Raw genomic sequence first — 23655 nt, 5'->3', positions numbered from 1 at the left:
GGATCGGCCGGGCACACCCCCTGCGGGTGCCCGGCCAATCACGTCTTCCTCTCCCTTCGCCCACCCAGTCGTTCTCCCGACCGCGTACGTGGACGCTCTACCCCGTCAGCGGCGTTTGATCCCTCAGATCTCGGCCTTCCACGCCTGTGTGACGGAGAGCTTGCCGGAGGTCTGCATCAGCGCCCGGCGGTAGATCCGCTCGGCGAGCAGGATGACCGCGAAGGTGGCGGCAGCGAGCAGGCCGAGGCTGATCAGCGCCTCCCACCAGGACGACTCACCGGAGACCAGGCGCATCGGTTGGAGGATCGCCGAGAACGGCGGGATCCAGGCGAGCACCTCGACGACCATGCCCTTGGCGAAGATCGCACCGAAGAACATCACCATGATCAGCATCGTCACCGGCAGCGAGGTGGACTGGATGTCCTCCTGCCGCGAGGCGAGCGACCCGGCCACCGCGTACAGCGCCGCGATCATCGTGAAGCCGGCGAGGAAGAAGACCACGAACCACGCCAGGCTCGAGGTGAAGCCCGGCAGCATGTCCCCCCACTCGGTGAAGGTCACCCCGATGACGGCGACGATGCCGTACAGCACGAGCTGGCTCACGGCGAGCACGACGGCAGCGGCGAGCTTGCCGAAGAGGAGGTGGCGAAGGGGGATCGACGTCGCGATGATCTCCACGATCCGCGACTGCTTCTCCTCGGTCACGCTCATCGCGAGGTACATCCCGAAGATGATGGCGGCCATGTAGAAGAGGAAGGCCATGCCGAAGCCGACGGCCTGCCCGATCTGCCGCTGCTCGGCGTCACCGTCGAGGATGTCGGTGCCAACGGCGCTGCCTGCCTGGAGGGTCGCGAGGTCAGTACCGGCTTGCGCGGCGTTGGCGGTCAGGACGTGCTCGCGGATCGCCGTCTCGGCCACGGAGAGCAGACTGGTGTCCACCTCGGACTTGCCGACCAGCTGCCACCCGTCGTCGGTCGGCGAGAGCCAGGCATCGACATCCCCGTCCATGACGGCGGCCTCCGCGGCAGCGTCGTCACCGACCTCGGCGGTCTTGATCGTCACCGTGTCGTCTATCGCCGGTGCCCGGTCGGTCAGGACCTCGCCCATCTGCGCGGACTGACTGGTGACCGCGACGTCGTAGGTCGACTCCTTGTTGCCCTGCCAGATCTGGAAGCCGAAGACACCCAGGATGATCACGAGGGTCAAGAGGGTCGACCCGATGAAGGTCTTGTCGCGCATGCGGACCGACACATCGCGCTGTGCCACGAGTGCCCAGGCGTGCCTACTCATGCCGTCACCTCTCGATAGACCTCGGACAGGGGCGGGATGATCGGGCTGAGTTCCTCCACGCCGCCGCGGCGCAGGCCTTCGGCGAGCACCTCGCCCAGCAGGCGATGACGCTCTTCCCGGGAGTCGCTCGGCAGGTCGATGATCGCGGTCGGGCCGTCCACGTCGACGGCGGCCAGGCCGGGGATATCGCGCACCCAACCGGCGTCGCGGACAGCGACCAGGCGGTGCCGGCGCGGCGCTCCCCCGCGCAGCTCGGCAGGACTGCCGCTGCCGCGGACCCGACCCCCCGCGAGGATGACGAGCTGGTCGCAGAGCCGGTCGACGAGGTCGAGCTGGTGGCTGGAGAAGAGCACCGGGACCCCTCGAGCGGTGTGCTCACGCAGCAGGTCGGCCATCGAGTCGACGGCCTCCGGGTCGAGGCCGGAGAAGGGCTCGTCGAGGATCAGTGCCGACGGCTCGATCATCAGCGCGGCCGCGATCTGCACACGCTGCTGGTTGCCCAGGGAGAGCGCCTCGACGGGGTCGTTCGCGCGCTCGGCGAGGTTGAGTCGCTCGAGGAGGGTCATGACGGACTCGCGGGCGGCGGTGCGGGTCAGGCCCTTGAGCTGGCCGAGGTAGATCAGCTGGTCGAGGACCTTCTGCTTCGGGTAGAGGCCCCGCTCCTCGGGCATGTACCCGATCGTGCGCTGGTCGGCGACCGTGATCGGTCGCTCCCCCCAGAGCACCTGACCCTCGGTGATCGACAGGACGCCCATGATCATCCGCATGGTCGTCGTCTTCCCGGCGCCGTTGCCCCCGACGAAGCCGGTCATCGACCCCTGCTCGACCGTGAAGTCCACGTGATCGACGGCGGTGAAGTCACCGAACCGACGCGTCAGCCCCTCCACGGTGATCGTGTGCGGTGTGTTTGCCATGGTGACAACGCTATGGATCCGGCCGGCCGCGCGGATCCGTCCCCGGGGTGGTCTTGAGGCGTGGGGGGCCTCCCCCCGGGGGTGGAGATCTCGAGGCTCCTTCGCGTCACACCTGGATCAGCGGTGGGGTCAGACGATGCCGGCTTCGTGGGCGAGGATCACCGCACCGACGCGGTCGCGCACCTGCAGCTTGGCGAAGATGCTCGAGACGTGCGTCTTGACCGTGGCGGCGCCGATGACCAGGTCTGCGGCGATCTCCTGGTTGGACTTCCCCGCGCCGACGAGGCGCAGTACGTCCAGCTCGCGTCCGGTCAGGTGGGCCAGCAGCTCCGCGTGGCGTCCGGACTCGTCGGGCCCGGCCGGGCCGGCCGACATCTGGGCGATGACCCGCTTGGTCACCTCCGGGGCGAGCAGCGCGTGGCCGTGGCCGACGGCACGCAGCGCGTCGACGAGCTGCTCGGCCTGCGCGTTCTTCAGCAGGAACCCGCTCGCGCCCGCCTGCAGTGCGTCGAAGAGGTAGTCGTCCCGGTCGAAGGTCGTCAGGATGAGCACCCGACCCAGCTCGCGCTCGACGATCTCCCGGGTCGCGGCGATGCCGTCCATGACCGGCATCTGCACGTCCATGACGATGACGTCGGGTCGGTGCGTGGCCGCCATCTCGATGGCCTCACGGCCGTTGGCCGCCTCACCGACGACTTCGAGGTCCTCCTCGACCGAGAGCATCATCGCGAAGCCGGAGCGGATCAGCGGCTGGTCGTCGACGAGCAGCACGCGCAACCTCTGCGTCACGAGTCACCGCCGGAGCGAAGGGGGATCCGCGCCCGGACGCGATACCCGCCCAACGGGCGTGGTCCCATCTCGACGGACCCGTGATGGGAGTTGATCCGTTCCCGGATACCCAGCTGGCCCATGCCCGTCCCCGAGGTGCCGGGACGGGGGCGACCGTCGTCGGTGACCTCGATCTCCGCGCTGGCCGCGTCCACCCGCACCGCCACACGGGCAGTGCGTGCGCTGGAGTGCCGCGTGACATTGGTCAGTGCCTCCTGGGCGGTCCGGTAGAGGCAGTGGCCGATCGAGTCGGGGACCCCCTCGAGGTCACCTGTGCTCTCCTCGACGAGCTCGTGCACGACGGTCAGCGAGGTGGACGCCCGCGATTCGGCCAGCTCGGGGATGTCCGCCAGCCCCGGCTGCGGGGCATGGTCGGAGCCGTCGGCGCCGACCCAGCCGTCCGCCTCGGCGCCACCGTCCGAGCCGGGGGGAGTCTCCCCCTTGCGCAGGGTGCCGAGCAGGCCACGCATCTGGCCCACCGCATCCCGGGAGCCGGACTCGATCCGGCCGAGGGCCCCCTTCGCCGCCTCAGGGTCCGTGTCGAGAACCCGACGGGCCGCGGCCGCCTGCACCCCGATCCCGGAGATGTGGTGGGCGACGACGTCGTGCAGCTCGCGGGCGATGCGCAACCGCTCCTCGATGATCGCGTTGTCCCGCAATGCCTCCGCCTGATCGCGGATCGTCGCGGTCTGCTGCTCCAGGTCGGCCCTCTGACGGGCCCCGCGCCAGGCCACCTGCCCCCCGATGACCGCACCGCCGAAGTAGAGGATGTTGATGATGCTCGCCATCAGTGCTGCCGCGACCGTCACGGAGAAGAGCGCCCCGGGGTCGGGGTCGGGGGCCATGTCACTCAGCGCACGCCCGACCGCGAAGCTCCACACGAGCCAGAGGAACATTGCGGCGACGATCATGGCGTAGACGGCGACCATCGCCCTGCGGTTGCGTGCCCACGCCACGCCGGCGAGGACGACGAGGAAGAAGACGATCTGTGTCGAGAGCAGGCTAGTCATCAGCGGCACGTAGATCCCGATGGCCAGATACCCCGCCGACGCGAGAGCTGCGGTGGTCAGCGGCCACCGCCGACGAGGCAGCAGGAAGAGACAGGGCACCGCGGTCAGCAGCACCTGCTGCCAGACGGGTTCGTCGACCTGCGACAGGCTGCCGACGGAGCGCATCAGCTCCAGGACGAAGAGCGAGACGACCACGGAGACGATCGTGAGGACCACGTCGGAGCGGCCGATGCCCCCGCCGGGCCGGACCCAGTCGTCGTCGAGCGCGAAGAAGTCACCAACGCGGTCGACCCACGACGCCATGTCGGTCCTAGAGGGTGACCTGGCCGTCAGGCGTGTTGAAGGTGACCGACATCAGGCCCGGCGTGCCGTTGTGGGCGATGAAGTCGAAGTCGATGACCGAGGAGGTCTCCTCGGCGGGGTGGCCGCCGAGCCAGTCGCGGACGCGGTCGGGGTCGCCGGCGATCTGCAGCGACGCGATGGTCACCTGGGTCTCGGCCTCCTGCGACGGGTGCGGCGAGCCCTCGCCCCACTTGACGAAGAAGGGCAGCTGCGGGTCCGCGAGGGTGCCCTTGATGCCGATCTGCTTCCACAGGAACTCGCGACCATCGTTCAGGCGTCGGTTGCCGTCCACGGCCTGGCGGTCCAGACGCTTCTCGACGGCCTCGAGGTCGTCGTCGACGCGGATGACCCACCCCATCCAGCCGCCACCGGCCTCGGAGCGGGCGCGTACGACCTGGCCGAAGGGCGCCTTGTCGGAGCTGGGGTGGTCGAGCACCTCGACGATCTCGACGTAGCGCTCGTGCGCCAGCGGCAGGATCATGTTGCGGGTGCCGAAGCGCGGATGCAGGCCGCCATCGACCGGTGTGACCCCGAGGGCCTCGCCGAGGCGCTCCGCGGTGGCCTTGACACCGCTCTGGTCGGCTGCAAAGGAGACGTGGTCAACGCGCATGGTGGCATCGTGACACAGGCCGCTCTCCGGCCAGTAATCGGGTCCGGTCAGGCGGCCCGGCGCTGGCGGACCGCCTCGTAGACGACGATGGCCGCCGACGTGGCGACGTTGAGCGAATTGGCCTGTCCCACCATGGGGATGCGCACCCGGTACCGGGCCCGCGCCAGGGCCGCGTCGCTCAGGCCGTACTTCTCCGAGCCGACCGCGACCGCGACCGGACCGGTGAGGTCGGCATCCGTGTGGTCGACGTCGGTGTCCGGCGTCGTGGCGACGACGGCGACGCCACGCTCGGTCAGCCACGTCCAGGCCTCGTCGGTGCTCGCGGAGGCGACCGGGACGGAGAAGACCGTGCCCTTGCTCGAGCGGATGACATTGGGGTTGCCCCAGTCGGTGACCGGGTCCGCGGAGATGACCAGGGCGACGCCGGCGGCATCGGCGGTACGCAGCATGGCGCCGAGGTTGCCGGGCTTCTCCACCCCTTCACACAACAGGACGAGCGCATCGTCCGGCAGGTCGACGTCGGCGAGCGCGAGGCCGGGCGAGGGGACCCGCGCGAGGATCCCGTCGGGGCCCTCCCGGTAGGCGACCTTCTCGAAGGCGGTGCGGCCCAGCTCGACGACCTCCGCGCCGGTCCGCCGGGCGCGCTCGACGAGGGCGGCGCCGGCGGTGGGGTCGAGCATCAGCTCTGGGCAGTGGAAGAGGGCGCGCGGCACCACACCGGCGTCGAGGGCGAGGGCAGTCTCCTCGAGGCCCTCGAGGAGCGTGGTCCCGGAGCTCTCGCGCACGCGGCGGCGACGCAGCGTGACGAGGCCCTTCAGGCGCTGGTTGGCGGGTGAGGTGATGACGAGATCCGACATGGCAGGGACCAGCATGCCCCACAATCAGGTGGATGGCCGATGAACGCCCCTCCCCCGCTCGCCTCGGGTCAGCGCTGGCCGCGATGACCGGCGTGATGCTGCTCGTCGCGGCGCTAGGCGAGTGGGTCCTGCTCCCGTCGGCCACGGTCCGCGATCTGGACGAAGGGGGCGTGGCCCGGGCGATCGGCCTGCTCGCCGAGTTCCCGGGCGTGCAGAACGCGGCCGTGGTCTGGGCGGGGCTGAGCGGGCCGTGGCTGGTCCACCCGCTCGTCCTCGTCGTCGCGTTACTCCTCCTCGCCCGGGGACGGGTGACGCCGCGGGCCCTGCTCGTCGTGGCCGTCGGTCTCGTCGGCTGGGCGCTGGGCACGCTGTGCAAGCTGCTCGTCGAGCGGCCTCGCCCCGCCGACGCGATCGTCGAGGTGAGCAACTGGTCCTACCCGAGCGGGCACGCGACGAACGTCGCCCTCGGTACGGTCCTGCTCATCGCCCTGGTCACGTTCGTCCACACTGCCTGGATCCGCTGGGGCACGACCGTGCTGGTACTCGCGGGGGCCGCGCTCACCGCCGCCGACCGTCTCGTCCTGGGGGTCCACTACCCCAGCGACGTCCTGGCCGGTCTCGTCCTGGGCACCGCCATGGCCCTCGTCGGCCTGTGGGTGGGCAGGGTCCTCCCACGAGCCTGAGCAGGGTCGAACGGGCCGAGGAGAACCTCAGATGCGCTGGTGGCGCGCTCGTGCGAAGAGGTAGAGGCCGAAGGCCACGAAACCGACGCCCACGGCAGTGAGCAGGTAGGGCCCGAAGGGCTCGTCCCGCAGGGACTTCAGTGCCCCGTCCAGGCCAGCGGCCTTGGACGACTCGTGCTGCACGGCGGCCATGACGAAGAAGACGCCGACGAGGCCGAGGACGATCCCCTTCGCCGGGTAGCCGATCATCCCGAGGACACGAGCCGGCGTGCCCGGATCCTCCTCGAGGTCCTGGAGGAACGTGCGGCTCAGGCCGCTGTAGACGTGGTAGCCGCCGACACCGACGATGACGACGCCGACGGCGCCGACGAGCACCTGGCCGGCGGGCTGCTCCATGAGGTTGGCCGTGACGTCCTGGGACGACTTCTCGGAGGACTGCGAGGAGCCGGAGCCGAGAGCGAACCGGGCAGCGGTGATCGCCAGGACGGCGTAGACCGCGGCCTTGGCCACGGCCTCGCCCCGGTCGAGCCAGCCGCCACCTGCCCCGGGCGCGATGGCGACGGTCAGCTGCCACACCACGAGCGCCACCAGGCCGATGACGATGACCCACATCACCAGCACCCCGGCCGGGTTGCTCGCGAGCGTGGCCAGCGCACCGGACTGGTCGGCCGAACCGCCACCACCCCACGCCAACCGGGCAGCCGTGTACCCGATGACGATGTGCAGCAGCCCGGACATGACGAAGCCCCATCTGGCCAGGGCGTCGAAGACGGGGTTGTCGCCGACCTCGCGCGCGGCCCGGCGGGCCGAGTCGAGCCCTTCGTTGGTGTTCACCAGCACATCCTGCACCCCGGCGGCCACACCTGGGGCCTCGCGCTCACAGCAGTGGTCGCAACGCGTCCACGAGGCCGTCGTCCGCGACGCGTCCTACCTGCTCGTCCGCAGCGGCGACGACCTCGTCGGGCGCGTCGCCCATGGCGACCCCACGGGCGGCCCAGCGCAGCATCTCGAGGTCGTTGCGCTGGTCACCGGCCGCGAAGGTCAGGGCCGGCTCGATGCGCAGGTTCCGCCGGACGATCTCCAGGGCCGAGCCCTTGGAGACACCCTCCGGCGCGAGGTCCAGCCAGGCGGTGTAACCGACCGCGTAGCTGACGCCGTGCAGACCGATCCGGTCGACGAGCTCGAGGAAGTCGTCGCTGTCGCCCTCCGGGTCGTGGAAGGTCACGCGCGTCGCCGGCTCGGCCACGAGCTCCTCCCACGGGACGACGGTCTGCCGTCCCCACAGCACGCCCTCGGGGTAGGGCCGGGCGACCTTGAAGCCGGCCCCGACCTGCTCGACGGCGCACAGGATGTGCGGGGCGTGCTCGCGGATGAGGGTCATCGCCGGCTTCGGGTCGAAGGTCACCGTCTCCTCGACCCGGTAGCCGTCCGGCTGCGAGGAGTCGAGCGCGATCGTCACCGCCCCGTTGGAGCAGACCGCCCACCCGTGGTCGAGATCGAGCATCTGCAGGACCGGGAGCGTCGCGACCACCGAGCGTCCGGTGGCGATGACGACGTGGTGCCCGCCATTGACCACGGCTCGCACCGCCTCCCGGGTCGCCGTGGGCATCCGGCCGTCGTGGGTGAGGATCGTGCCGTCGACATCCAGTGCGACGAGATGCGGCTCCATGCCCCGAACGCTATCCGGCACGCCCCCCTCCGCTGCGCAGCGGGTCAGCCCCGGGCTGCGCCGAGCTTCCAGTACCCGGAGAAGGTGATCGCCTTCTTGTCCATCCCCTGTGCCACCAGGTGCCGCCGAAGGGAGGTGGCCAGGCCGGACTCGCCGCAGGCCCACGCGTAGTCCAGGCCTGCCGTCGTCGACGGGTCGGCAGCCAGGGCCGCGAGCACCGCGGTCCCCGGGGCGGCGTCGCCGCGCTCGTGCACGGTGATCCCGGCGGGCACCTCGACGCCGTCGAGGACGCACGTCGAGGGCACCTCGACGTGGGCGGCGACGCCTTCACCCAGGCCGGGCAGCCCCCTTCGCGCTCGCTCCTCCACGATCGCCAGGAGTGCGGGCACCGCGGTCTCGTCCGCGACGAGGAGTTGGCACGGCGGCTCGAAGGAGGTGTACAGCGCTCCGCCGGAGCGGAATCCGACCGTGTCCCCGACGACCGCCCGCACCGCCCAGGCCGAGCCGGGGCCCGAGTCGCCGTGGGTGACGATGTCGACGTCCACCTCGCCGCGGGAGCGTCGCAGCTCGCGGAGGGTGTACCAGCGCAGCCCCGGCTGCTGCTCTTCCGGCATCTCGGCGACGGCGGCGCGCACGTTGTACCGCTCACCGTCGGGCATGTGCAGGGCACCATCGGCGCCGGGCACGAGCAGCCCGAAGTACTCGTCCGGCCCGGCGAGGTCGTACCCGGTGAACTCGGGGGCCGCGAGCGTGATCCGCCGCATCGAGGAGTTGAGCTCGCGCACCGCGGCGACGCTCGCCTCGAACTGTGCGTGGCTCGTGCGCTCGGCGACCTCGGCCATCGAGTTGCGGTACCAGACACGTGCGGCGCCGAAGACGATGCGGTCCTTCAGCTCGGCGATCTTCATGACTGCTCCTGGGGTCGGGGAAGGACGACGGGGGTGCCGGTGTCCGGGTCGGTGAGGATGCGGCAGCGCACGTCGAAGACCTCGTGGACGAGGTCTTCGGTGACGACGGCGCACGGGTCGCCCCGGGCGATGATCCGGCCGTCGCGCACCGCGACGAGGTGGGTGGCGTAGCGGGCAGCCATGGCCAGGTCGTGCAGGACCATGACCACGGTGGTGCCACGCGCGCGGTTGAGCGAGCGCACGAGATCGAGCACCTCGATCTGGTGGGCGATGTCGAGGAAGGAGGTCGGCTCGTCCAGCAGCAGGATGTCCGGCTGCTGTGCGAGGGCGAGCGCGATCCACACGCGCTGGCGCTGCCCGCCACTCAACTCGTCGACGACGCGTTCGGCCAGGCCCGTCGTCCCGGTCAGCTCCATCGCCTCGGCGACGACCGCGTCGTCCTCGCGGCTGGCCCGGCGCAGGATCCCCTGGTGGGGGTGACGACCGTGGGCGATCAGCTCGCTGACCGTCAGACCCTCGGGCGCGACCGGCCCCTGCGGCAGCAGGCCGATGCTGCGGGCAACCGCCTTCGTCGGGGTCCTGGCCAGGTCACGTCCGTCGAGGACGATCCGTCCGCCGCGCGCGGGCAACAGCCGGGCCAGCCCGCGCAGGAGGGTGGACTTGCCGCAGCCGTTCGGCCCGACGATCGCGGTCACCCCGCCGTCGGGTACGTCGAGGTCGAGGTGGTCGACGACGGTGCGATCGCGGTAGCCGAGGCTGACCGACTCGGCCCGCAGCCGGGCCGGTGCCGGGACGAAGGCGGTGTCATGAGGCGCGACGGAGTGGGTCCCACGCACCGCGTGGGCGCCTCGAAGGGGCGCCTCGTCCGTCGTCTCGTCTGCCACCGGCGTCACCGGCGTCACCGGCGGGATGTGCGTGTCAGCCGTCATCAGGTCTCCACTCGGGTTCGGGTGACGATGAGCCACAGGAGGAAGGGGGCACCGGCGAGCCCGGTGACCACGCCGACCGGCAGGTTCCCGCCGCCGGGCACGAGGTAGGCGCCCGCGTAGTCGGCGAGGACCACCATGAGCGCGCCGACGAGGGCGATGTCGACCAGTCGGGTGCGGCCCTGGTGCAGGCGGCGACCGATCGGCCCGGCGAGCAGCGCGACGAAGGCGATCGGCCCGCACACGGCGCAGGTGCCCGCGACGAGCAGGACGACCCCGAGCATCGCGAGCGCCCGGTGGCGCTCGACGGCGACCCCGAGGCCGGCGGCGAGGTCGTCGCCGAGCATCATCACGCGCAGCTGTCGGTGCAGCAGGAGCATCCCCGGCAGCGCCACGGCGGCCAGCACCGCGAGACGACCGATCTCGGTCCAGCTCGCGGCGGCGACCGATCCGGTCAGCCAGACCATCGCCTCGGACAGCCGGTAGACGTCGGCCTGCAGCAGGACCCAGTGGGTCAGGGCGACGAGCAGCGCGGAGCAGCCGACGCCGACGATGATCAGGGCGTGGTTGCCCCCCTTCGCTCCCCCGCTGCTCATGCCCACGAGGAAGGCGGCCACGGCGAGCGCCCCGAGGAAGGCAGCCAACGTGACGGCGGGACCCGCCAGGCCGAGGATGATCAGCGCGAAGACGGCCGCGGTGGACGCGCCGCCGCTGATACCGAGGATGTCGGGGCTGGCCAGGGGGTTGCGCATGAGGTCCTGCATGACGGCGCCGGCGACGGCCAGCGAGGCTCCCGCGAGCACGGCTGCGATCGCCCGGGGCAACTTGGACTCCATGAGGATGAAGCTCGCGCCGGGGAGATCGGCGCCGCCGATGATCTGCAGCGCGTCCGGGATGGTGATCGTGTAGTCGCCGAGGGTGACCCGCACGACGAAGGCGGCGGCGACGAGCAGTCCGAGGACCGACGTGCGCCGCAGTGCCCGCCGAGAGCGGTCGCGCCGCACGCGCCGCACGAGGTGCGCGGTCCCGGACGTGGGGTCCGGTGCGGTGGTCAGGGTGCTCATCGGCGCACCGCCCGCCGGGCGAGGACGATGAGCACGGGGGCGCCGACGACGGCGGTCATGACGCCGACCTGGACCTCGCCGGGTGGGGCGATGACCCGGCCCAGGGTGTCCGCCGCGATGACCAGGGCGGGGCCCACCAGCAACGAGCCCAGGAGCAGCCGGCCGTGGTCGGGCCCGCCGAAGAGCCGCAGCAGGTGCGGCACCGCCAGACCGACGAAGGCGATCGGACCGGCGAGCGCGCACGCGGCCGCGGTGAGCAGCAGCGCCCCGGCCAGGGCCCCACCCCGCGCGAGCGCGACCCGCTGACCCAGGGAGCGGGCGACGTCGTCACCCAGGGCCATCGCGTTGAGGGTGCGTCCGGAGGTCAGCGTCAGCAGCAGCCCGACGAGGACGAAGGGCAGGATCGGCAGGATCAGCCCGGCGTCCTTGCCCGCGACCGAGCCCACCTGCCAGTAGCGGAAGAGGTCGAGCGCCGTGTCGTCGGCGAGGAGCAGGCCGACCATGATGCTCGAGCTGGCAGCCATGATCGCCGCGCCGGCGAGGGCGGTGGTCATCGGCTGGTGGCGAAGGGGGACGGTCGCCGCGATCGCGTGGACGACCAGGCCGGCGATGATCACCCCGACCAACGCCGTCCACAGGTAGTCGACGACACCGTCGAGGAGCCCGGCGCGGATCCCGATGACGACGAGCAGCGCCGCGCCGGAGTTGAGCCCGAGGATGCCGGGCTCGGCGATGGGGTTGCGGGTCAGGCCCTGCAGGACCGTGCCCGCGATGGCGACGCAGGCGCCGACGACGACCGCGATGAGCGTCCGGTCGACCCGTGCGGAGACGATGCCGGCCGCCGCGCTGTCACCCGTGTCGCGGATGCCGGCGAGGACCTCGCCGGCGGGGACGGGTTCCGCGCCGTAGAGCACCGACGCGACGGCTGCCGCCGCGAGGAGGGCGAGACCCCCCACGGCGACGGCGCCCGTGCGCGTGGCACCCGTCATGCGCTCAGACGGCCTTCGCGGCGTCGGCCACCGAGGGCAGGAACTTCGTCACCGCGACCTCCATGGAGATCGGCGAGGGCGAGGACATCGTCATCGCGACGGTGTTGTCCGCGGAGGCGACGAAGCTGCCCCGCTCGATCGCGGGGATCTTGCTGAGCAGCGGGTCGGACTTCAGTGCCTCGATCTGCGAGTCCTCGGTGTAGAAGATCAGCACGTCGGCGTCGATGTCGCGCGCCTTCTCGGCGGAGACGGAGAAGAAGAAGGCATCGCCCTGCGAGTTCTTCTTCACGATGTCGGCGTCCTCCATGCCGAATCGGCGCAGCAGCTGCGGGCGCAGGTCGATGCTGGTGTAGATGTCGATCTTCGACATGTCGGTGGGGCTGACGGACATCCAGGCGACGGACTTGCCCTTGACCGCAGAGTTCTCCTCGACCGCGTCGTCGATGAGCTGGTTGGTCTCCTCGATGAGCCGGTCGGCCTCGTCGGGGCGACCGATCGCCTTGCCGATGATCGTCACGCTCTCCTGCCAGGGCGTGCCCCAGGCGAGGTCGGGGTAGCCGACGGTCGGGGCGATCTTCGTCAGCTTGGCGTACTCCTCCTCGGTCATCCCGGAGTTGACCCCGAGGATGAGGTCGGGGGTCAGCTTGGCGATCTCGGCGACGGGGATGCCGTCCGCGTCGTCGTAGCGCACGATCTCGGCGTCCGGGTCGACCTCCTGCACGGCCGCGTCGAACCACGGGGTGGATCCCTGCGCGTTGCCACCCCAGGTGATCTTGGTGGCGCCGACGGGCACGATCCCGAAGGAGGCGACGACGTCCTGGTCGTTCCAGCCGACCGTCGCGATGCGCTTCGGCGCCTCGGTGACCTCGGTCTCGCCGAAGGCGTGCGTGATCGTGACGGGGAAGGCGCCGGACTCCGCGGAGGCCGACGCCCCGCCCTTCGCTGTGGTGTCGTCGGCGGAGCCTGTCGAGCAGGCGGACAGGGCCAGCAGGAGCGCAGGCGTGGAAGCGAGGACTGCGCGGCGGTTCGGGGACACGGTGAAACCTTCCGTAAGTTAGGCAAGCCGTGCCTAACTTAATTTCCCCCCAATCTCCGTGCAACCCCGGAACTACGAAATGCCGCTGGCTCTAGTTCGTATGGTCAGCCGCACCACGTGCTGCGGCTGGGTCAACAAGATGCTGCTGGCTCCGTGCGCTGCAAGGAGTGTCAGGCGAGGCCCAGGTCCGCCAGCCCGAAGACGTGGCGGTACTCCAGGCCGGCCTCGGCGAACCTGTCGGCGGCGCCGGTGGCCCGGTCGGCGATCGTGGCAACGGCGACGACCTCGGCACCGGCCTCGCGGGCAGCGGTGGCGGCCTCGAGCGGGGAGGAGCCCGTCGTCGAGGTGTCCTCGACGACCAGGACGCGCCGGCCCTCGATCGAGGGCCCCTCGATGCGCTGCTGCAGACCGTGGGCCTTGCCCGCCTTGCGCACGACGAAGGCGTCCAGGCGATCCCCCGTCGACGCAGTGGCGTGCAGCATCGAGGTGGCGACGGGGTCGGCGCCGAGGGTCAGGCCACCCACGGCGTCGAAGTCGAGGTCGGCGACCATGTCGAGCATGACGCGGCCGACGAGCGGCGAGGCCTCTCCGTCGAGGGTGATGCGGCGCAGGTCGACGTAGTAGTCGGCCTGCGCGCCGGAGGAGAGGGTGACCCGTCCGTGGACGATCGCCTTCTCCTTGACGATCTCGAGCAGGCGGGCGCGGTCGGCGGCGATGTCAGTCACGGGCAGCAGTGTCCCACGGCGGATGGCCGGAGCGCGCACCCAAGTTACGCGCGGGTACGACTACCACTTGCCGTCTCCACGATCACGAGAACCTTGATTTTCCGGGCCGGAGGTTCTCCGGCGAGCCACAGGTGGTCGTCGTACCCGCAGGTAACCAGAGCAGACCGCGGCCGCATGTGGTCTCCTGCGGCGGCAGGTCAGTTCTTGCGGTGCAGGGAGCTGACCCGACGGCTGCGCAGCAGCGAGCGCGGTACGTGCCGCACGAGCCCGGTGATCACCTTGTACTGCGTGCTCGGCACGGAGATGACCTTGCCGTCCCCGGCGTCGACGAGCGCTTCCCGCACGAGATCGGTCGCGTCGAGCCAGAACGGACCGGACCGCCCACCCTTGTCGATGCCCGCCCGCTGGTGGAACTCCGTACGGACGTATCCCGGAAGCAACGCGGTCACCGTGACGCCTGTACCCGCCAGCTGCCCCGCGAGCGACTCGCTGAAGGTCGTCACGTACGACTTGGCCGCCGCGTAGGTACCGCTCGCGAGCAGTCCCGCGATCGAGGAGACATTGATGATCCGACCGTGACCGCGAGCGACCATGGCGGTCGACGCCGCGTGGCTGAGGACGAGGACCGCGCGCACGAGCACGTCGAGCAGCTGCTCCTCCGCCGCGATGTCGCTGGCGACGAAGCGCGAGTTCAGGCTGTAGCCGGCGTTGTTCACGAGTAGGTCGATCGGCTGGTCGAGGTCGCGCAGCCGCTGCGCCACCCGCTCCAGGTCATCCCGGTCGGACAGGTCGGCCGGCAGGACCTCCACGGCCACTCCATGGGCCGAACGCAGCTCGGCCGACACGGTCGCCAACCGCTCGACGTCGCGGGCAACGAGGACCAGACCGATCCCCTTCGCCGCGAGCTGCTCCGCGAACTCCCGACCGATACCGGCGGTCGCCCCGGTGACCAGCGCCGTCATGCGCGCAGCGAGGCGTCGAAGAGCTCGCGCAGCTCGGCGAAGTGCCGCTCGGCCCCCGCCTCCTGGTAGCTCGCGGTGTCGCTCATCGTGAAACCGTGCGGCGCATCCGGGTAGACCGCCGTGCGGGCCTGCAGGCCGTGCTCGGCGAGCATCGCGTCCAACCGGGCGACGTCCTCGGGCGGGTTGCTGCCGTCGTTGTCGGCGTGGCCGTAGACGAAGGCCGCCCTCGCGTCGGCGAGCCTGCGGTGCGGGCTGTCCGGGTCGCTCGTCGCGATCGCCGCGCCGTGGAAGCCACCTGCGGCGGCGACGCTCGGGTCGAGTCCGGCCGCGCGGGTCGCGAACTTCGCGCCCATGCAGTAGCCGGTGACACCGATCGGCCCGTCGGTGACGCGGTCGAGAACGCGCAGTGCCGCGAGGTAGTGCGGCAGGTCGGCGTCGATGGCCGCACCGGTCAGGGGCGCGAGGTACTCCCCGATCACCTTGCCGTATGCGGCCCGCTCCTGCGGGATGCGCAGGTCCGTCGACGGGGTCGTCTCGGCGGCGGTGCCGGACCGGTACATCGTGTTGGGAGCCAGGACGACGTAGCCCCACGAGGCGATGCGGTCGGCCATGTCCTGGATGCGCTCGCGCAGCCCGACGGCGTCGATGCACAGCAGCACGCCCGGGTGGGCACCACGGTCGGGTCGGGCGACGACTGCCTCGGCCGTGCCGTCAGCAGCGGGGATCTCGATGAACGGTCGCATGGAGACGAACCTAGGTCGACTTGGCGGCCGTGGCTAGGGTGGCGCTCGTGCGTATCGCGACCTGGAACGTCAACTCCATCCGCTCCCGTGCCGACCGTGTCGAGGCGTGGCTGCAACGCAGCGACGTCGACGTACTCGCGATCCAGGAGACGAAGGCGAAGGAGGAGCAGTTCCCCCATCACCGTTTCACCGACCTCGGGTACGAGGTCGCCCACCACGGCATCAACCAGTGGAACGGCGTGGCGATCCTCTCCCGGGTGGGGATCGAGGACGTCGCCATCGGCTTCGACGGTGATCCCGGATTCGGCGACCCGATCGCGCCCGAGGCCCGTTCGATCGGCGCCACCTGCGGCGGGGTGCGCGTCTGGTCCCTCTACGTCCCCAACGGCCGCGCCCTCGACGACCCGCACATGGCCTACAAGCTCGCCTGGCTGGAGCAGCTGCGGCAGCGCGCCGGCGACTGGGCCGCCGACGGCACGCCCCTGGCCCTGTGCGGCGACTGGAACGTCGCCCCGCAGGACGAGGACGTGTGGTCGATGGAGTACTTCCAGGACAAGACCCACGTCTCCCCGCCGGAGCGGGCCGCGTTCAACGCCTTCCTCGACGACGGCTTCGTCGACCTCGCGCGCCCGTACACCCCGGGGCCGGGCACCTACACCTACTGGGACTACCAGCAGCTGGCCTTCCCCAAGCGCCGCGGCATGCGCATCGACTTCGTCCTGGGGTCCGCGAGCCTCGCCGAGCGTGCCTCCGGTGCGGCCATCGACCGCGAGGAGCGCAAGGGCAAGGGTGCCAGCGACCACGCCCCGGTCATCGTCGGTCTCGACGGTGACGACGGGTCCGCGGCCGAGCGCGAGGCGAAGTGACCGCACCGCAGCACCACCGGATGACCATCGAGGCCCCCGACGGTGCGCAGATCGCCGTCTTCGACCATGCCCCGGCCGGAACCCCCACCGGCCCGGCCCTCGTGCTCGCACACGGCTGGTGCCTGACCGGCCGGGCCTGGGACCCGGTCGTCGCCGAGCTGCGACGACGACGTCCGGACCTGCGGATCATCAGCTACGACCAACCCGGGCACGGCCACTCGACGTCGGGCTCCGATCGCCGCGCCGGCCTCGGCGACCTCGGCAGGACGCTGCGCGCGGTCCTCGAGCAGACCGCCGGCGGGGGCGACGTCGTCCTCGCCGGACACTCCATGGGCGGCATGACGATCATGGCGCTGGCCGGGCTCGACCCCGACCTCATGCGCCAGCGGGTCCGCGGCGCCTGTCTCGTCGGGACCGCGGCGCACCTGCCGGGCAGACGGGGGATCCCCGGCGAGCGGATCGCCATGGGCGTCCTCGGCCGGCTCCCCTCGGGTGTCCGCGGCCTGCCCACCACGCCGCGCCTGACCGCAGCCAACCTCTTCGGTGACGACCCCGACCCCGAGGCCGTGCGTGCCACCGCGCGGATGACCAGTCGGACCCGGGCCAACGTCGTCGCCGACTGGTACCACGCGATCATGGGCCTGGACCTGCGGTCGGGGTTGACCCCCTTCGCCTCGATGCCGACGGAGATCGTCACCGGTACCCGCGACCGGCTCACTCCGGTCTCGGCGGGTCGACGCCTGGCGGCGGCGATCCCGGGCGCGACCTTCCGGTCGGTGCCCGGGGTGGGACACATGATCACCTACGAGGCCAGCGGCCTGCTCGCCTCGCGGATCGAGTCACTCCTGGACGCCGAACCCGCGGGCCAGCGCGCCTGACCCCTCCCTGCGCCGGATCCCGAGCAGGGCCAGAGCGACGACCGCGCCGAGGAGTGCAGCGCCGGCGGCGCCGAGGAAGACCGTGTGCACCTGCAGCAGAGCGGCGTCGAGCAACGCCTGACCGTCGGTCTGCTGCTCGGGCGTCATCGCGGCGACGGCCTCGTAGTACCGGTGCAGCCCGATCCCGGTGAGCAGGGCGAGGCCGACGACCATCCCGACCATCCGGGCGACGACGACGAGACTGCTCGCGGTGCCATGGGAATCCTGCGGCGAGTCCGCGAGGGCGGCGTCGTTGACCGGGGCGAGCGCCATCCCCAGGCCGAAACCGACGAGCGCGAGCGTGAGCGTCGCCGAGATCTCCTCGAGCGAGCCCCGCTGCCACCCGGACATCAGGACGAGGCCGACCGTGCCGAGGGCGAGCCCGATGCCGGCGGACAGCCCGTCACCGACCCAGCGCAGGATCCAGCCGCCGGCGAGCGCACCGACGGGGACGGCAAGGAGGAACTTCACCAGCTCCATCGCCGCCTCGGTCTGCGATCCGCCCGTCGTCAGCCGGGAGAAGAGGGGTACGTCGACGACGACCGCGACGATCGCGACGCCGACGAGGAAGGAGACGACCAGCGCCCACGAGGTGCGCCCCCGGACCGTGCCACGCGGCACGAGCGGGTTGTCGGCCCGCTGGTGGCGCCAGACGTAGAGCCCGGCACTGATGGCCGCGATCGGCAGGAGCGCGTAGCCGAGCGGGCCGACGACCTCGGTCTCCGGGTCGGCGGAGGCGAAGGTGAGGACGATGCTCCCCAGCGCCGTGCCGAGCAGGAGCGCGCCGGGTAGGTCACTCACCCGCAGGGGCGGCCACCAGCGGCCGCGAGTGATGACCACGAGCACCAGCAGCAGCACCGCCGTGACGAGCCCGATCGGGGTGAACACCCGGCTGTCCCCGGCGAAGGGGACGAACGGCAGGCCCAGCACGACGTCGGTCGCCAGGACGGCGGGGGCCGCGAGGGTGAGCCACAGCAGGCCGACGGCGACGAGACCGAGCAGCGTGGGGACGAAGGGGGGCCGTCGCCTCTCCCCCGAGACCGCGGCGATCGCGATGAAGAGCAGGACGCCGAGGACGACGTTGAGCCAGAAGATCGCCCGCCAGTCCGCGACGACGAGGACGGCGGCACCCAGGAGCGGGCCGAGGACGGATCCGAGCTCCTGGACCGCGCCGACGATGCCCAGCGGCATGCCGCGGCGCCCCGGCGGCCACAGGTCGGCCACGAGGGCGAGGGTCGCGGGCACGAGCCCTCCCCCGCCGACTCCCTGGACGACGCGTCCGGCGACGAGCACGTCGAGGTCGACGGCCAGGGCGGTCACACCGGAGCCGACGACGAAGACGACGAGGCAGCCCAGCAGGATCTGCGAGCGGGAGACCAGGTCGGCCAGGCGCCCGATCAGCGGGAGGACGGCGACGTAGCCCAGCAGGAAGCCGGAGATGATCGGGGCGGCCCGTTGGAGGTTGTCCAGGCCCAGGCCGACACCGGCCATCATGTCGGTCAGCGCGAGGACGACGACATAGGTGTCCGCGGCGGCGAGGGCGACGGCTGTGGAGGCCAGGGCCAGCAGCGTGCGCGGACGCGCTCCGAGCCGCGGTGACGTCTCTGCCACGGCGCTGCCCATCACTTGGGCGCGGTGATCTCGACGTCCTTGCCGTAGTCCTTCAGGGCGAGGGCGAAGGTCGTCGGCTTCTCCTTGTAGAAGTCGCCGTTGATGGTGACGGCGCGCAGCTCGCCGCTCTCCGGCTCGATGCCGTAGGTGACGTCGAACTCGGTGGCGGTCTCACCGAGGTTGAACAGCCGCTGGATGTCCTCCGCCGGGACGGTGCCGGTGTACTCCTGCAGCACGGTCTTGCCGTCGCGGACCCGGTCCCCGGCCTCGGCGTCGGTGGTGGTCGCCAGGATCTGGTCGACGCCGCTGCCGGCGCGGAAGAACTCGGCCGGGTTGGGCGCGCCGAGGTCGGCCATGTCCACCGGGTTGAAGTCCTCGGTGAAGAAGGACATCCACGTCTTCGTGTCTACGGCGATGATCTCCACCCCGGCCGAGTTGCCGTTGATCACACCGGTGACCTGCCCGCGGAACTTCGGGGTCGTCGCATCGATGATCCCCGAGCCGGAGGCAGCGGAGACGCCGTTGCGGCCCTTGGGGATCGCTGACTGCTTCAGGTCGAAGGCGACGGTCCCGGCGTCGACGAAGGTCTCCTGTGCCGAGGCGAGGGCTTCGTCGGGGGGCGTGGTCTCCTCGAACACCGAGCACGCGCTGACCAGGGCCAGGGCGAGGGGCAGACTGACCAGCACGGCGCGTCGTCGCATGCGCACACGCTAGCCCGTGGGGGGAGCCTGCTGCGGCAACATGCGCAGGACGTGATCACGCACACCGGCCAACCGCGAGGTCGTCGCCGTCCGCAGGGCCACCGACGAGGCCAGACGCAGGACCTGGGTGGTGGCGTGCCGCCGCCTCGGGAAGGCCAGCGGGCCCCCCTTCGCCCCGTGGCGGTGGAGCATCGCGGCAAGCACGGTCGCGTCGCGGATGGCCTCGTTGGCCCCGCGCCCGAGGTTGGGTGCCATGCCGTGGGCAGCGTCACCGATGAGGACGAGACCGTCGGCGGCACTGCGCCGCAAGGGTGGGGCGAGCAGGATGCGCTGCACGTCCGCCTCGCCCCCGACTTCGGCGAGGACCTGCTGGAGAAGGGGGTCCCAGTCACCGAACCGGTTGGTCGCCAGAGCGAGGGCCCCCTCGAGGGACGGTGCCTGGAGACGGCGGTCGGGTTGGTCGGTTCGAACGGCACAGAACCATGCCGCGCCGCGCGGACCGGGTGTCACCCCGAACACGCCGCCTGGACCCCACCACTCGGTCGGTCCCTGTGGTCGTCGCCCGGGGAGGTGACCGCGCAGTGCGATCCACTCGGTGACCACGGGCCGTGGGTTGAGGTGCGAGGAACGAGCCACGAACCCCCGGCCGGCAAGGACTCCCGAAGGGCGAAGGCACGCCTGTCGGCAGACGGACCGCACCCCGTCGGCACCCACGACCAGGTCCGCCCCGACCTCGGTCGCGAGCGCACGCGGGTCCGTGACCTCGCAGGTGAGGCGGGTGACCGTCGTGGGCAGCACGGCCTCGAAGGCGGCGACGAGCTCCGGCCGCGGCGCGAAGCACAGACGCGGGACGCGGTGTCGCGCGAGCACCCCGCCGTGGGAATCCCGCAGGGTCCCGTGATCGGACGTGATGGAGGCGGCGCGGATCCGCTCCCCCACGCCGAGGCGGTCGAGGTCCGCCATCGCGCCCCGCCACAACGCCAGGACGGTCCCCGCTCCGGCACGCTCCGGTCGCTCCTCGACGAGGGTCACGCGGAAGCGGCTCGGGTCTAGCGCTGCCGCCAGGGTGAGCCCGGCGATGCCGCCGCCGACGATGAGCACGTGCTCGCTCATGTGCGCGTCGCCTCGAGATGCATGGCTCCATCTTCCTCTCGCCACGTCCTCACCGAGCGACCGCCGGGAATCGCTGCGGAGCCCGGCCCGTGGGCGGGGGTGTTCAGGAGTCACACCCCGCACTACGTTGGCCGTCATGCACCTGCGCCTCTCGTCGGACGACGCCGCATTCCAGGAACGGATGCGCACCTACTTCACCACCGAGTTCCCCCAGGACCTGCGCGAGAAGGTCCTCGCGGGCGCCACCTTGGAGCCGGAGGACTTCCGCCGCAGCCAGGCGGCCCTCGACGCGGCCGGTCTGGCCGTGCCGAACTGGCCGACGCAGTGGGGCGGTCAGGACTGGAGCACTCTCCAGATGCACATCTGGAACAGCGAGCTCCAGGCGGCGGGCGTGCCACCGCCGTTGCCCTTCAACACCTCGATGGTCGGACCGGTGATCGCCGCCTTCGGGTCCGAGGAGCTCAAGGCCCGATTCCTGCCGAGGACGGCCAGCCTTGACATCTGGTGGTGCCAGGGCTTCTCCGAGCCGGGCGCCGGCTCCGACCTCGCCTCGCTGCGCACGACCGCCGTGCGCGACGGTGACGACTACGTCGTCAACGGACAGAAGACGTGGACCACGCTCGGCCAGCACGCCGACTGGATGTTCGCACTCGTGCGGACCGACCCGGATGCACCGAAGAAGCAGGTCGGCATCTCCTTCATCCTGCTGGACATGCGCAGCGAGGGCGTGACGATCCGGCCGATCCGCACGCTCGACGGTGGGGTCGAGGTCAACGAAATCTTCCTCGACGACGTTCGTGTGCCGGCCGAGCAGCTCGTGGGCGAGGAGAACCACGGGTGGGACTACGCGAAGTTCCTGCTGGGCAACGAGCGGGTCGGCGTCGCGAGCACGGGCCTGCTCAAGCGCTGGCTCGCCGACCTGAAGGGCCACGCTGGGCGGGTCAGGTGCGGCGAGGGGACCCTCGTGGACGACCCCGCCATCGGCGCTCGCCTCGCCGAGCTCGAGGCCGAGCTGATGGCGATCGAGCTGACGGCCGTGCGGGTCTCCGGCGGCTCGACCGATGGCCGTCCCGACCCTGCCTCGTCCATCCTCAAGCTCTGCGGGACGGAGCTGCAGCAGGACGTCCTCGAGCTGGCCGTCGACATCAGCGGACCGATGGGTCTGGCGTGGGACGAGCTCGAGTCGGTCCCGGACTGGGCGAGCTCGAGCGTGCCCACCTACCTCAACTACCGCAAGGCGACGATCTACGGCGGATCCAGCGAGGTCCAGCGCGGCATCGTCGCAGCGACCATCCTCGGACTGAAGGGCTGACCATGGACTTCACCCCCACCGACGAGCAGCAGGCCCTCGGGCAGGCCGTCAGCGGCGCACTCCGGCGACACGGCTCCCCGCCGGCGGAGCGTGGCGCGTCCGCGGCGCCGCCCGCCCACGACCCCGCCCTGTGGGACGCGCTGGTGGAGATCGGCGTACCCGGCCTGACCTGGCCCGAGGACGACGGCGGCGTGGGCGCGGGCGTCACGGACCTCGCGGTCGCGGCCACCGAGCTCGGGCGGGCCGGACTGCAGGCACCACTGGCCGAGACCGTGGTCGCCGGGTCACTCGTCCGTGCGCTGGCCCCGGACGACCTCCGCAGGGAGGTCCTCGGCGGCCTGACCGACGGCAGCGTCCTCGCGATCCCTGCTCTGCCCGAGCCGTTGCGTGCGTGGTCCCCCATACCGACGGATGTCACGGCGACTGCTTCGGGGGCCACGTGGTCCCTCACCGGGACGAAGGCTCCGGTGCGGTACGCACCGGCAGCGACGCACCTCCTGGTGACCGCCGCCACGGATGCCGGAACCGGGGTCTTCCTCCTCCCGGAGCCGGGCGCCCCGACGGAGGAGGTCGCGTTCGACGCCACTGCGGCGACCATGCTCGCCCAGGGCGATGAGGCCGATGCTGCCCTGCGTGAGGCCGTGGCCATCGGTGGCGTCGTCCTGTGCGCCGAAGCGATCGGCGCGATGGACGAGGCCCTGCGGCTGACCACGGAGTACCTTCGGGACCGCACCCAGTTCGGGCGGCCCCTGGCCAGCTTCCAGGCGCTCACCCACCGGGCCGCTGACATGTACGCCCGTCTCGAGCTCGCGCGCAGCGCGACCCTGTTCGCGGCGATGGCCGCCGACGAGCAGCCGCTGGACACCGACGGCCTGCTACGCGCGCGAGTCGTCGTCGATTCGGCTGCCCGCCTCGTCGGCCAGGAAGCCATTCAGATGCACGGCGGCATCGGCGTCACGGCAGAGCACCCGGTCGGCCACCTCACCGCGCGGCTGACCGCGATCACCCGCACCTGGGGTGATCGCCGCTCGCACCTGGCCGAGCTGGCCGGCCGCATCGGCCACCACGACGACGTCACGATCCTCGGCTGAGCCTCACCACGTCCCCGGCCCAGCCACACGACACAGGAGGCACGATGAGCACAGACCACGTCGATCCGAGCAGGGAGGCATTCGACCTGTTCAAGTCGCTCCCGCGCGATGAGCCGATCCAGATGCTCAACCTGATCCGCTACCGGGAGAAGGCGTCCTACCCCGTGGATCACGACAACGCCGGGAAGGACTGGAGCGGGGCGGACGCCTATCGCGAGTACGGCCGGACGAGCGGCCCCGTCCTCCAGCGTGTCGGCGGACAGATCATCTGGCGCGGGAAACCCCAGGTCACCCTGACCGGGCCGGCCGAGGAGCGGTGGGATGCCGGCTTCATCGCCGAGTACCCCTCTGCTGCAGCCTTCTTCGCCATGATCACCGACGAGGAGTACCAGCGAGCGGTCATCAACCGCACGGCAGCGGTGGCCGACAGCCGACTGATCAGGTTCGATCCGCGTGGGGGAGGGGCAGGCTTCGCCTGAGCGGCGTTG

Annotated in this window: 25 protein-coding genes; 6 read left to right on the top strand and 19 right to left on the bottom strand. The window is 71.4% G+C overall.

Annotated features, from left to right (window positions below; all coding sequences use genetic code 11):
- Nucleotides 1–123: 123 nt before the first annotated feature.
- The 6 genes from BJY20_RS09845 to BJY20_RS09820 form a co-directional block, all read right to left on the bottom strand.
- The gene (locus BJY20_RS09845; RefSeq protein WP_185991369.1) at nucleotides 124–1290 is read right to left on the bottom strand and encodes an ABC transporter permease; all 1167 of its coding nucleotides are present in this window, start codon (nucleotides 1288–1290) and stop codon (nucleotides 124–126) included.
- A complete protein-coding gene (locus BJY20_RS09840) occupies nucleotides 1287–2204 on the bottom strand; it encodes an ABC transporter ATP-binding protein (RefSeq protein ID WP_185991368.1) in 918 nt (305 codons plus the stop codon). Before BJY20_RS09840 ends, BJY20_RS09845 begins: the two co-directional genes overlap by 4 nt.
- A 129-nt stretch (nucleotides 2205–2333) precedes the next feature.
- A complete protein-coding gene (locus tag BJY20_RS09835) occupies nucleotides 2334–2993 on the bottom strand; it encodes a response regulator (protein WP_185991367.1) in 660 nt (219 codons plus the stop codon).
- Nucleotides 2990–4345 (bottom strand): sensor histidine kinase, encoded by a 1356-nt coding sequence (locus BJY20_RS09830; protein WP_185991366.1) that lies wholly within the window; start codon nucleotides 4343–4345, stop codon nucleotides 2990–2992. Before BJY20_RS09830 ends, BJY20_RS09835 begins: the two co-directional genes overlap by 4 nt.
- A gap of 7 nt (nucleotides 4346–4352) precedes the next feature.
- Complete coding sequence (locus BJY20_RS09825) at nucleotides 4353–4994, bottom strand: VOC family protein (protein ID WP_185991365.1); 642 nt, start codon at nucleotides 4992–4994, stop codon at nucleotides 4353–4355.
- Between the two features lie 47 nt (nucleotides 4995–5041).
- Entirely contained in the window at nucleotides 5042–5851 is an 810-nt protein-coding gene (locus BJY20_RS09820) for a TrmH family RNA methyltransferase (RefSeq protein WP_185992554.1), read from the bottom strand.
- 32 nt (nucleotides 5852–5883) lie between these two features.
- Here BJY20_RS09820 and BJY20_RS09815 point away from each other — a divergent pair, with 32 nt between their 5' ends.
- Nucleotides 5884–6534: a phosphatase PAP2 family protein gene (locus tag BJY20_RS09815; RefSeq protein WP_185991364.1), complete on the top strand. Its 651-nt coding sequence runs from the start codon at nucleotides 5884–5886 to the stop codon at nucleotides 6532–6534.
- A 27-nt stretch (nucleotides 6535–6561) separates the two neighbouring features.
- Here BJY20_RS09815 and BJY20_RS09810 read toward each other — a convergent pair whose 3' ends face one another.
- The 10 genes from BJY20_RS09810 to BJY20_RS09765 form a co-directional block, all read right to left on the bottom strand.
- Nucleotides 6562–7368, bottom strand: coding sequence for a DUF1206 domain-containing protein (locus BJY20_RS09810; protein ID WP_343062841.1), 807 nt, complete (start codon nucleotides 7366–7368; stop codon nucleotides 6562–6564).
- 43 nt (nucleotides 7369–7411) lie between these two features.
- Nucleotides 7412–8203: an HAD family hydrolase gene (locus tag BJY20_RS09805; protein ID WP_185991363.1), complete on the bottom strand. Its 792-nt coding sequence runs from the start codon at nucleotides 8201–8203 to the stop codon at nucleotides 7412–7414.
- Nucleotides 8204–8247: 44 nt separating this feature from the next.
- A complete protein-coding gene (locus BJY20_RS09800; RefSeq protein WP_185991362.1) occupies nucleotides 8248–9111 on the bottom strand; it encodes a siderophore-interacting protein in 864 nt (287 codons plus the stop codon).
- The gene (locus BJY20_RS09795) at nucleotides 9108–10040 is read right to left on the bottom strand and encodes an ABC transporter ATP-binding protein (RefSeq protein ID WP_185991361.1); all 933 of its coding nucleotides are present in this window, start codon (nucleotides 10038–10040) and stop codon (nucleotides 9108–9110) included. Before BJY20_RS09795 ends, BJY20_RS09800 begins: the two co-directional genes overlap by 4 nt.
- Nucleotides 10040–11101, bottom strand: coding sequence for a FecCD family ABC transporter permease (locus BJY20_RS09790; RefSeq protein ID WP_185991360.1), 1062 nt, complete (start codon nucleotides 11099–11101; stop codon nucleotides 10040–10042). Before BJY20_RS09790 ends, BJY20_RS09795 begins: the two co-directional genes overlap by 1 nt.
- A complete protein-coding gene (locus tag BJY20_RS09785) occupies nucleotides 11098–12090 on the bottom strand; it encodes a FecCD family ABC transporter permease (protein ID WP_185991359.1) in 993 nt (330 codons plus the stop codon). The genes BJY20_RS09790 and BJY20_RS09785 overlap by 4 nt, the downstream gene beginning before the upstream one ends.
- Before the next feature lie 4 nt (nucleotides 12091–12094).
- Entirely contained in the window at nucleotides 12095–13126 is a 1032-nt protein-coding gene (locus tag BJY20_RS09780) for an ABC transporter substrate-binding protein (protein WP_185991358.1), read from the bottom strand.
- A gap of 170 nt (nucleotides 13127–13296) precedes the next feature.
- Nucleotides 13297–13851, bottom strand: a complete 555-nt coding sequence (gene pyrE, locus BJY20_RS09775) for an orotate phosphoribosyltransferase (protein WP_185991357.1) — start codon at nucleotides 13849–13851, stop codon at nucleotides 13297–13299.
- Nucleotides 13852–14048: 197 nt separating this feature from the next.
- Nucleotides 14049–14813, bottom strand: a complete 765-nt coding sequence (locus BJY20_RS09770; protein WP_185991356.1) for an SDR family NAD(P)-dependent oxidoreductase — start codon at nucleotides 14811–14813, stop codon at nucleotides 14049–14051.
- Nucleotides 14810–15556: a dienelactone hydrolase family protein gene (locus tag BJY20_RS09765; RefSeq protein WP_185991355.1), complete on the bottom strand. Its 747-nt coding sequence runs from the start codon at nucleotides 15554–15556 to the stop codon at nucleotides 14810–14812. The genes BJY20_RS09770 and BJY20_RS09765 overlap by 4 nt, the downstream gene beginning before the upstream one ends.
- A 47-nt stretch (nucleotides 15557–15603) precedes the next feature.
- On the opposite strand from BJY20_RS09765, the gene BJY20_RS09760 reads away from it, so the two are divergent.
- Together BJY20_RS09760 and BJY20_RS09755 are read left to right on the top strand one after the other, a co-directional pair.
- A complete protein-coding gene (locus BJY20_RS09760; RefSeq protein WP_185991354.1) occupies nucleotides 15604–16422 on the top strand; it encodes an exodeoxyribonuclease III in 819 nt (272 codons plus the stop codon).
- Nucleotides 16419–17300 (top strand): alpha/beta fold hydrolase, encoded by an 882-nt coding sequence (locus tag BJY20_RS09755; RefSeq protein WP_185991353.1) that lies wholly within the window; start codon nucleotides 16419–16421, stop codon nucleotides 17298–17300. Before BJY20_RS09760 ends, BJY20_RS09755 begins: the two co-directional genes overlap by 4 nt.
- Here the strand turns inward: BJY20_RS09755 and BJY20_RS09750 are convergent.
- The 3 genes from BJY20_RS09750 to BJY20_RS09740 are packed head-to-tail and all read right to left on the bottom strand — an operon-like array spanning nucleotide 17262 to nucleotide 20764.
- On the bottom strand, nucleotides 17262–18962 hold the full coding sequence (locus BJY20_RS09750; protein WP_185991352.1) for an MFS transporter: 1701 nt from the start codon (nucleotides 18960–18962) through the stop codon (nucleotides 17262–17264). The two genes, BJY20_RS09755 and BJY20_RS09750, sit on opposite strands and share 39 nt — an antisense overlap.
- The gene (locus BJY20_RS09745) at nucleotides 18962–19651 is read right to left on the bottom strand and encodes an LppX_LprAFG lipoprotein (RefSeq protein ID WP_185991351.1); all 690 of its coding nucleotides are present in this window, start codon (nucleotides 19649–19651) and stop codon (nucleotides 18962–18964) included. The genes BJY20_RS09750 and BJY20_RS09745 overlap by 1 nt, the downstream gene beginning before the upstream one ends.
- A gap of 9 nt (nucleotides 19652–19660) precedes the next feature.
- Nucleotides 19661–20764 (bottom strand): FAD-dependent oxidoreductase, encoded by a 1104-nt coding sequence (locus BJY20_RS09740; RefSeq protein WP_185991350.1) that lies wholly within the window; start codon nucleotides 20762–20764, stop codon nucleotides 19661–19663.
- Between the two features lie 136 nt (nucleotides 20765–20900).
- Between BJY20_RS09740 and BJY20_RS09735 the strand changes: the two genes are divergently transcribed.
- Genes BJY20_RS09735 through BJY20_RS09725 form a run of 3 tightly spaced genes read left to right on the top strand, consistent with a single transcriptional unit; the run spans nucleotide 20901 to nucleotide 23646 of the window.
- Nucleotides 20901–22076, top strand: a complete 1176-nt coding sequence (locus BJY20_RS09735) for an acyl-CoA dehydrogenase family protein (RefSeq protein ID WP_185991349.1) — start codon at nucleotides 20901–20903, stop codon at nucleotides 22074–22076.
- A gap of 2 nt (nucleotides 22077–22078) precedes the next feature.
- Complete coding sequence (locus tag BJY20_RS09730; RefSeq protein ID WP_185991348.1) at nucleotides 22079–23167, top strand: acyl-CoA dehydrogenase family protein; 1089 nt, start codon at nucleotides 22079–22081, stop codon at nucleotides 23165–23167.
- Between the two features lie 44 nt (nucleotides 23168–23211).
- Nucleotides 23212–23646 (top strand): DUF1330 domain-containing protein, encoded by a 435-nt coding sequence (locus BJY20_RS09725; RefSeq protein ID WP_185991347.1) that lies wholly within the window; start codon nucleotides 23212–23214, stop codon nucleotides 23644–23646.
- Nucleotides 23647–23655: the final 9 nt, after the last annotated feature.

It is taken from the genome of Janibacter cremeus, from assembly GCF_013409205.1.
Lineage (GTDB): Bacteria > Actinomycetota > Actinomycetes > Actinomycetales > Dermatophilaceae > Janibacter > Janibacter cremeus.
The sequence above is the reverse complement of the archived record's forward strand: the minus strand, read 5'-3'. Positions and strand labels throughout refer to the sequence as shown.

Coding starts and splice junctions, on each gene's coding strand:
- BJY20_RS09750 (WP_185991352.1), bottom strand. CDS start 18,962: ATGGGCAGCGCCGTGGCAGAGACGTCACCGCGGCTCGGAGCGCGTCCG.
- BJY20_RS09830 (WP_185991366.1), bottom strand. CDS start 4,345: ATGGCGTCGTGGGTCGACCGCGTTGGTGACTTCTTCGCGCTCGACGAC.
- BJY20_RS09845 (WP_185991369.1), bottom strand. CDS start 1,290: ATGAGTAGGCACGCCTGGGCACTCGTGGCACAGCGCGATGTGTCGGTC.
- BJY20_RS09785 (WP_185991359.1), bottom strand. CDS start 12,090: ATGACGGGTGCCACGCGCACGGGCGCCGTCGCCGTGGGGGGTCTCGCC.
- BJY20_RS09725 (WP_185991347.1), top strand. CDS start 23,212: ATGAGCACAGACCACGTCGATCCGAGCAGGGAGGCATTCGACCTGTTC.
- BJY20_RS09765 (WP_185991355.1), bottom strand. CDS start 15,556: ATGCGACCGTTCATCGAGATCCCCGCTGCTGACGGCACGGCCGAGGCA.
- BJY20_RS09740 (WP_185991350.1), bottom strand. CDS start 20,764: ATGAGCGAGCACGTGCTCATCGTCGGCGGCGGCATCGCCGGGCTCACC.
- BJY20_RS09790 (WP_185991360.1), bottom strand. CDS start 11,101: ATGAGCACCCTGACCACCGCACCGGACCCCACGTCCGGGACCGCGCAC.
- BJY20_RS09795 (WP_185991361.1), bottom strand. CDS start 10,040: ATGACGGCTGACACGCACATCCCGCCGGTGACGCCGGTGACGCCGGTG.
- BJY20_RS09800 (WP_185991362.1), bottom strand. CDS start 9,111: ATGAAGATCGCCGAGCTGAAGGACCGCATCGTCTTCGGCGCCGCACGT.
- BJY20_RS09825 (WP_185991365.1), bottom strand. CDS start 4,994: ATGCGCGTTGACCACGTCTCCTTTGCAGCCGACCAGAGCGGTGTCAAG.
- BJY20_RS09745 (WP_185991351.1), bottom strand. CDS start 19,651: ATGCGACGACGCGCCGTGCTGGTCAGTCTGCCCCTCGCCCTGGCCCTG.
- BJY20_RS09770 (WP_185991356.1), bottom strand. CDS start 14,813: ATGACGGCGCTGGTCACCGGGGCGACCGCCGGTATCGGTCGGGAGTTC.
- BJY20_RS09820 (WP_185992554.1), bottom strand. CDS start 5,851: ATGTCGGATCTCGTCATCACCTCACCCGCCAACCAGCGCCTGAAGGGC.
- BJY20_RS09730 (WP_185991348.1), top strand. CDS start 22,079: ATGGACTTCACCCCCACCGACGAGCAGCAGGCCCTCGGGCAGGCCGTC.
- BJY20_RS09805 (WP_185991363.1), bottom strand. CDS start 8,203: ATGGAGCCGCATCTCGTCGCACTGGATGTCGACGGCACGATCCTCACC.
- BJY20_RS09735 (WP_185991349.1), top strand. CDS start 20,901: ATGCACCTGCGCCTCTCGTCGGACGACGCCGCATTCCAGGAACGGATG.
- BJY20_RS09815 (WP_185991364.1), top strand. CDS start 5,884: ATGGCCGATGAACGCCCCTCCCCCGCTCGCCTCGGGTCAGCGCTGGCC.
- BJY20_RS09840 (WP_185991368.1), bottom strand. CDS start 2,204: ATGGCAAACACACCGCACACGATCACCGTGGAGGGGCTGACGCGTCGG.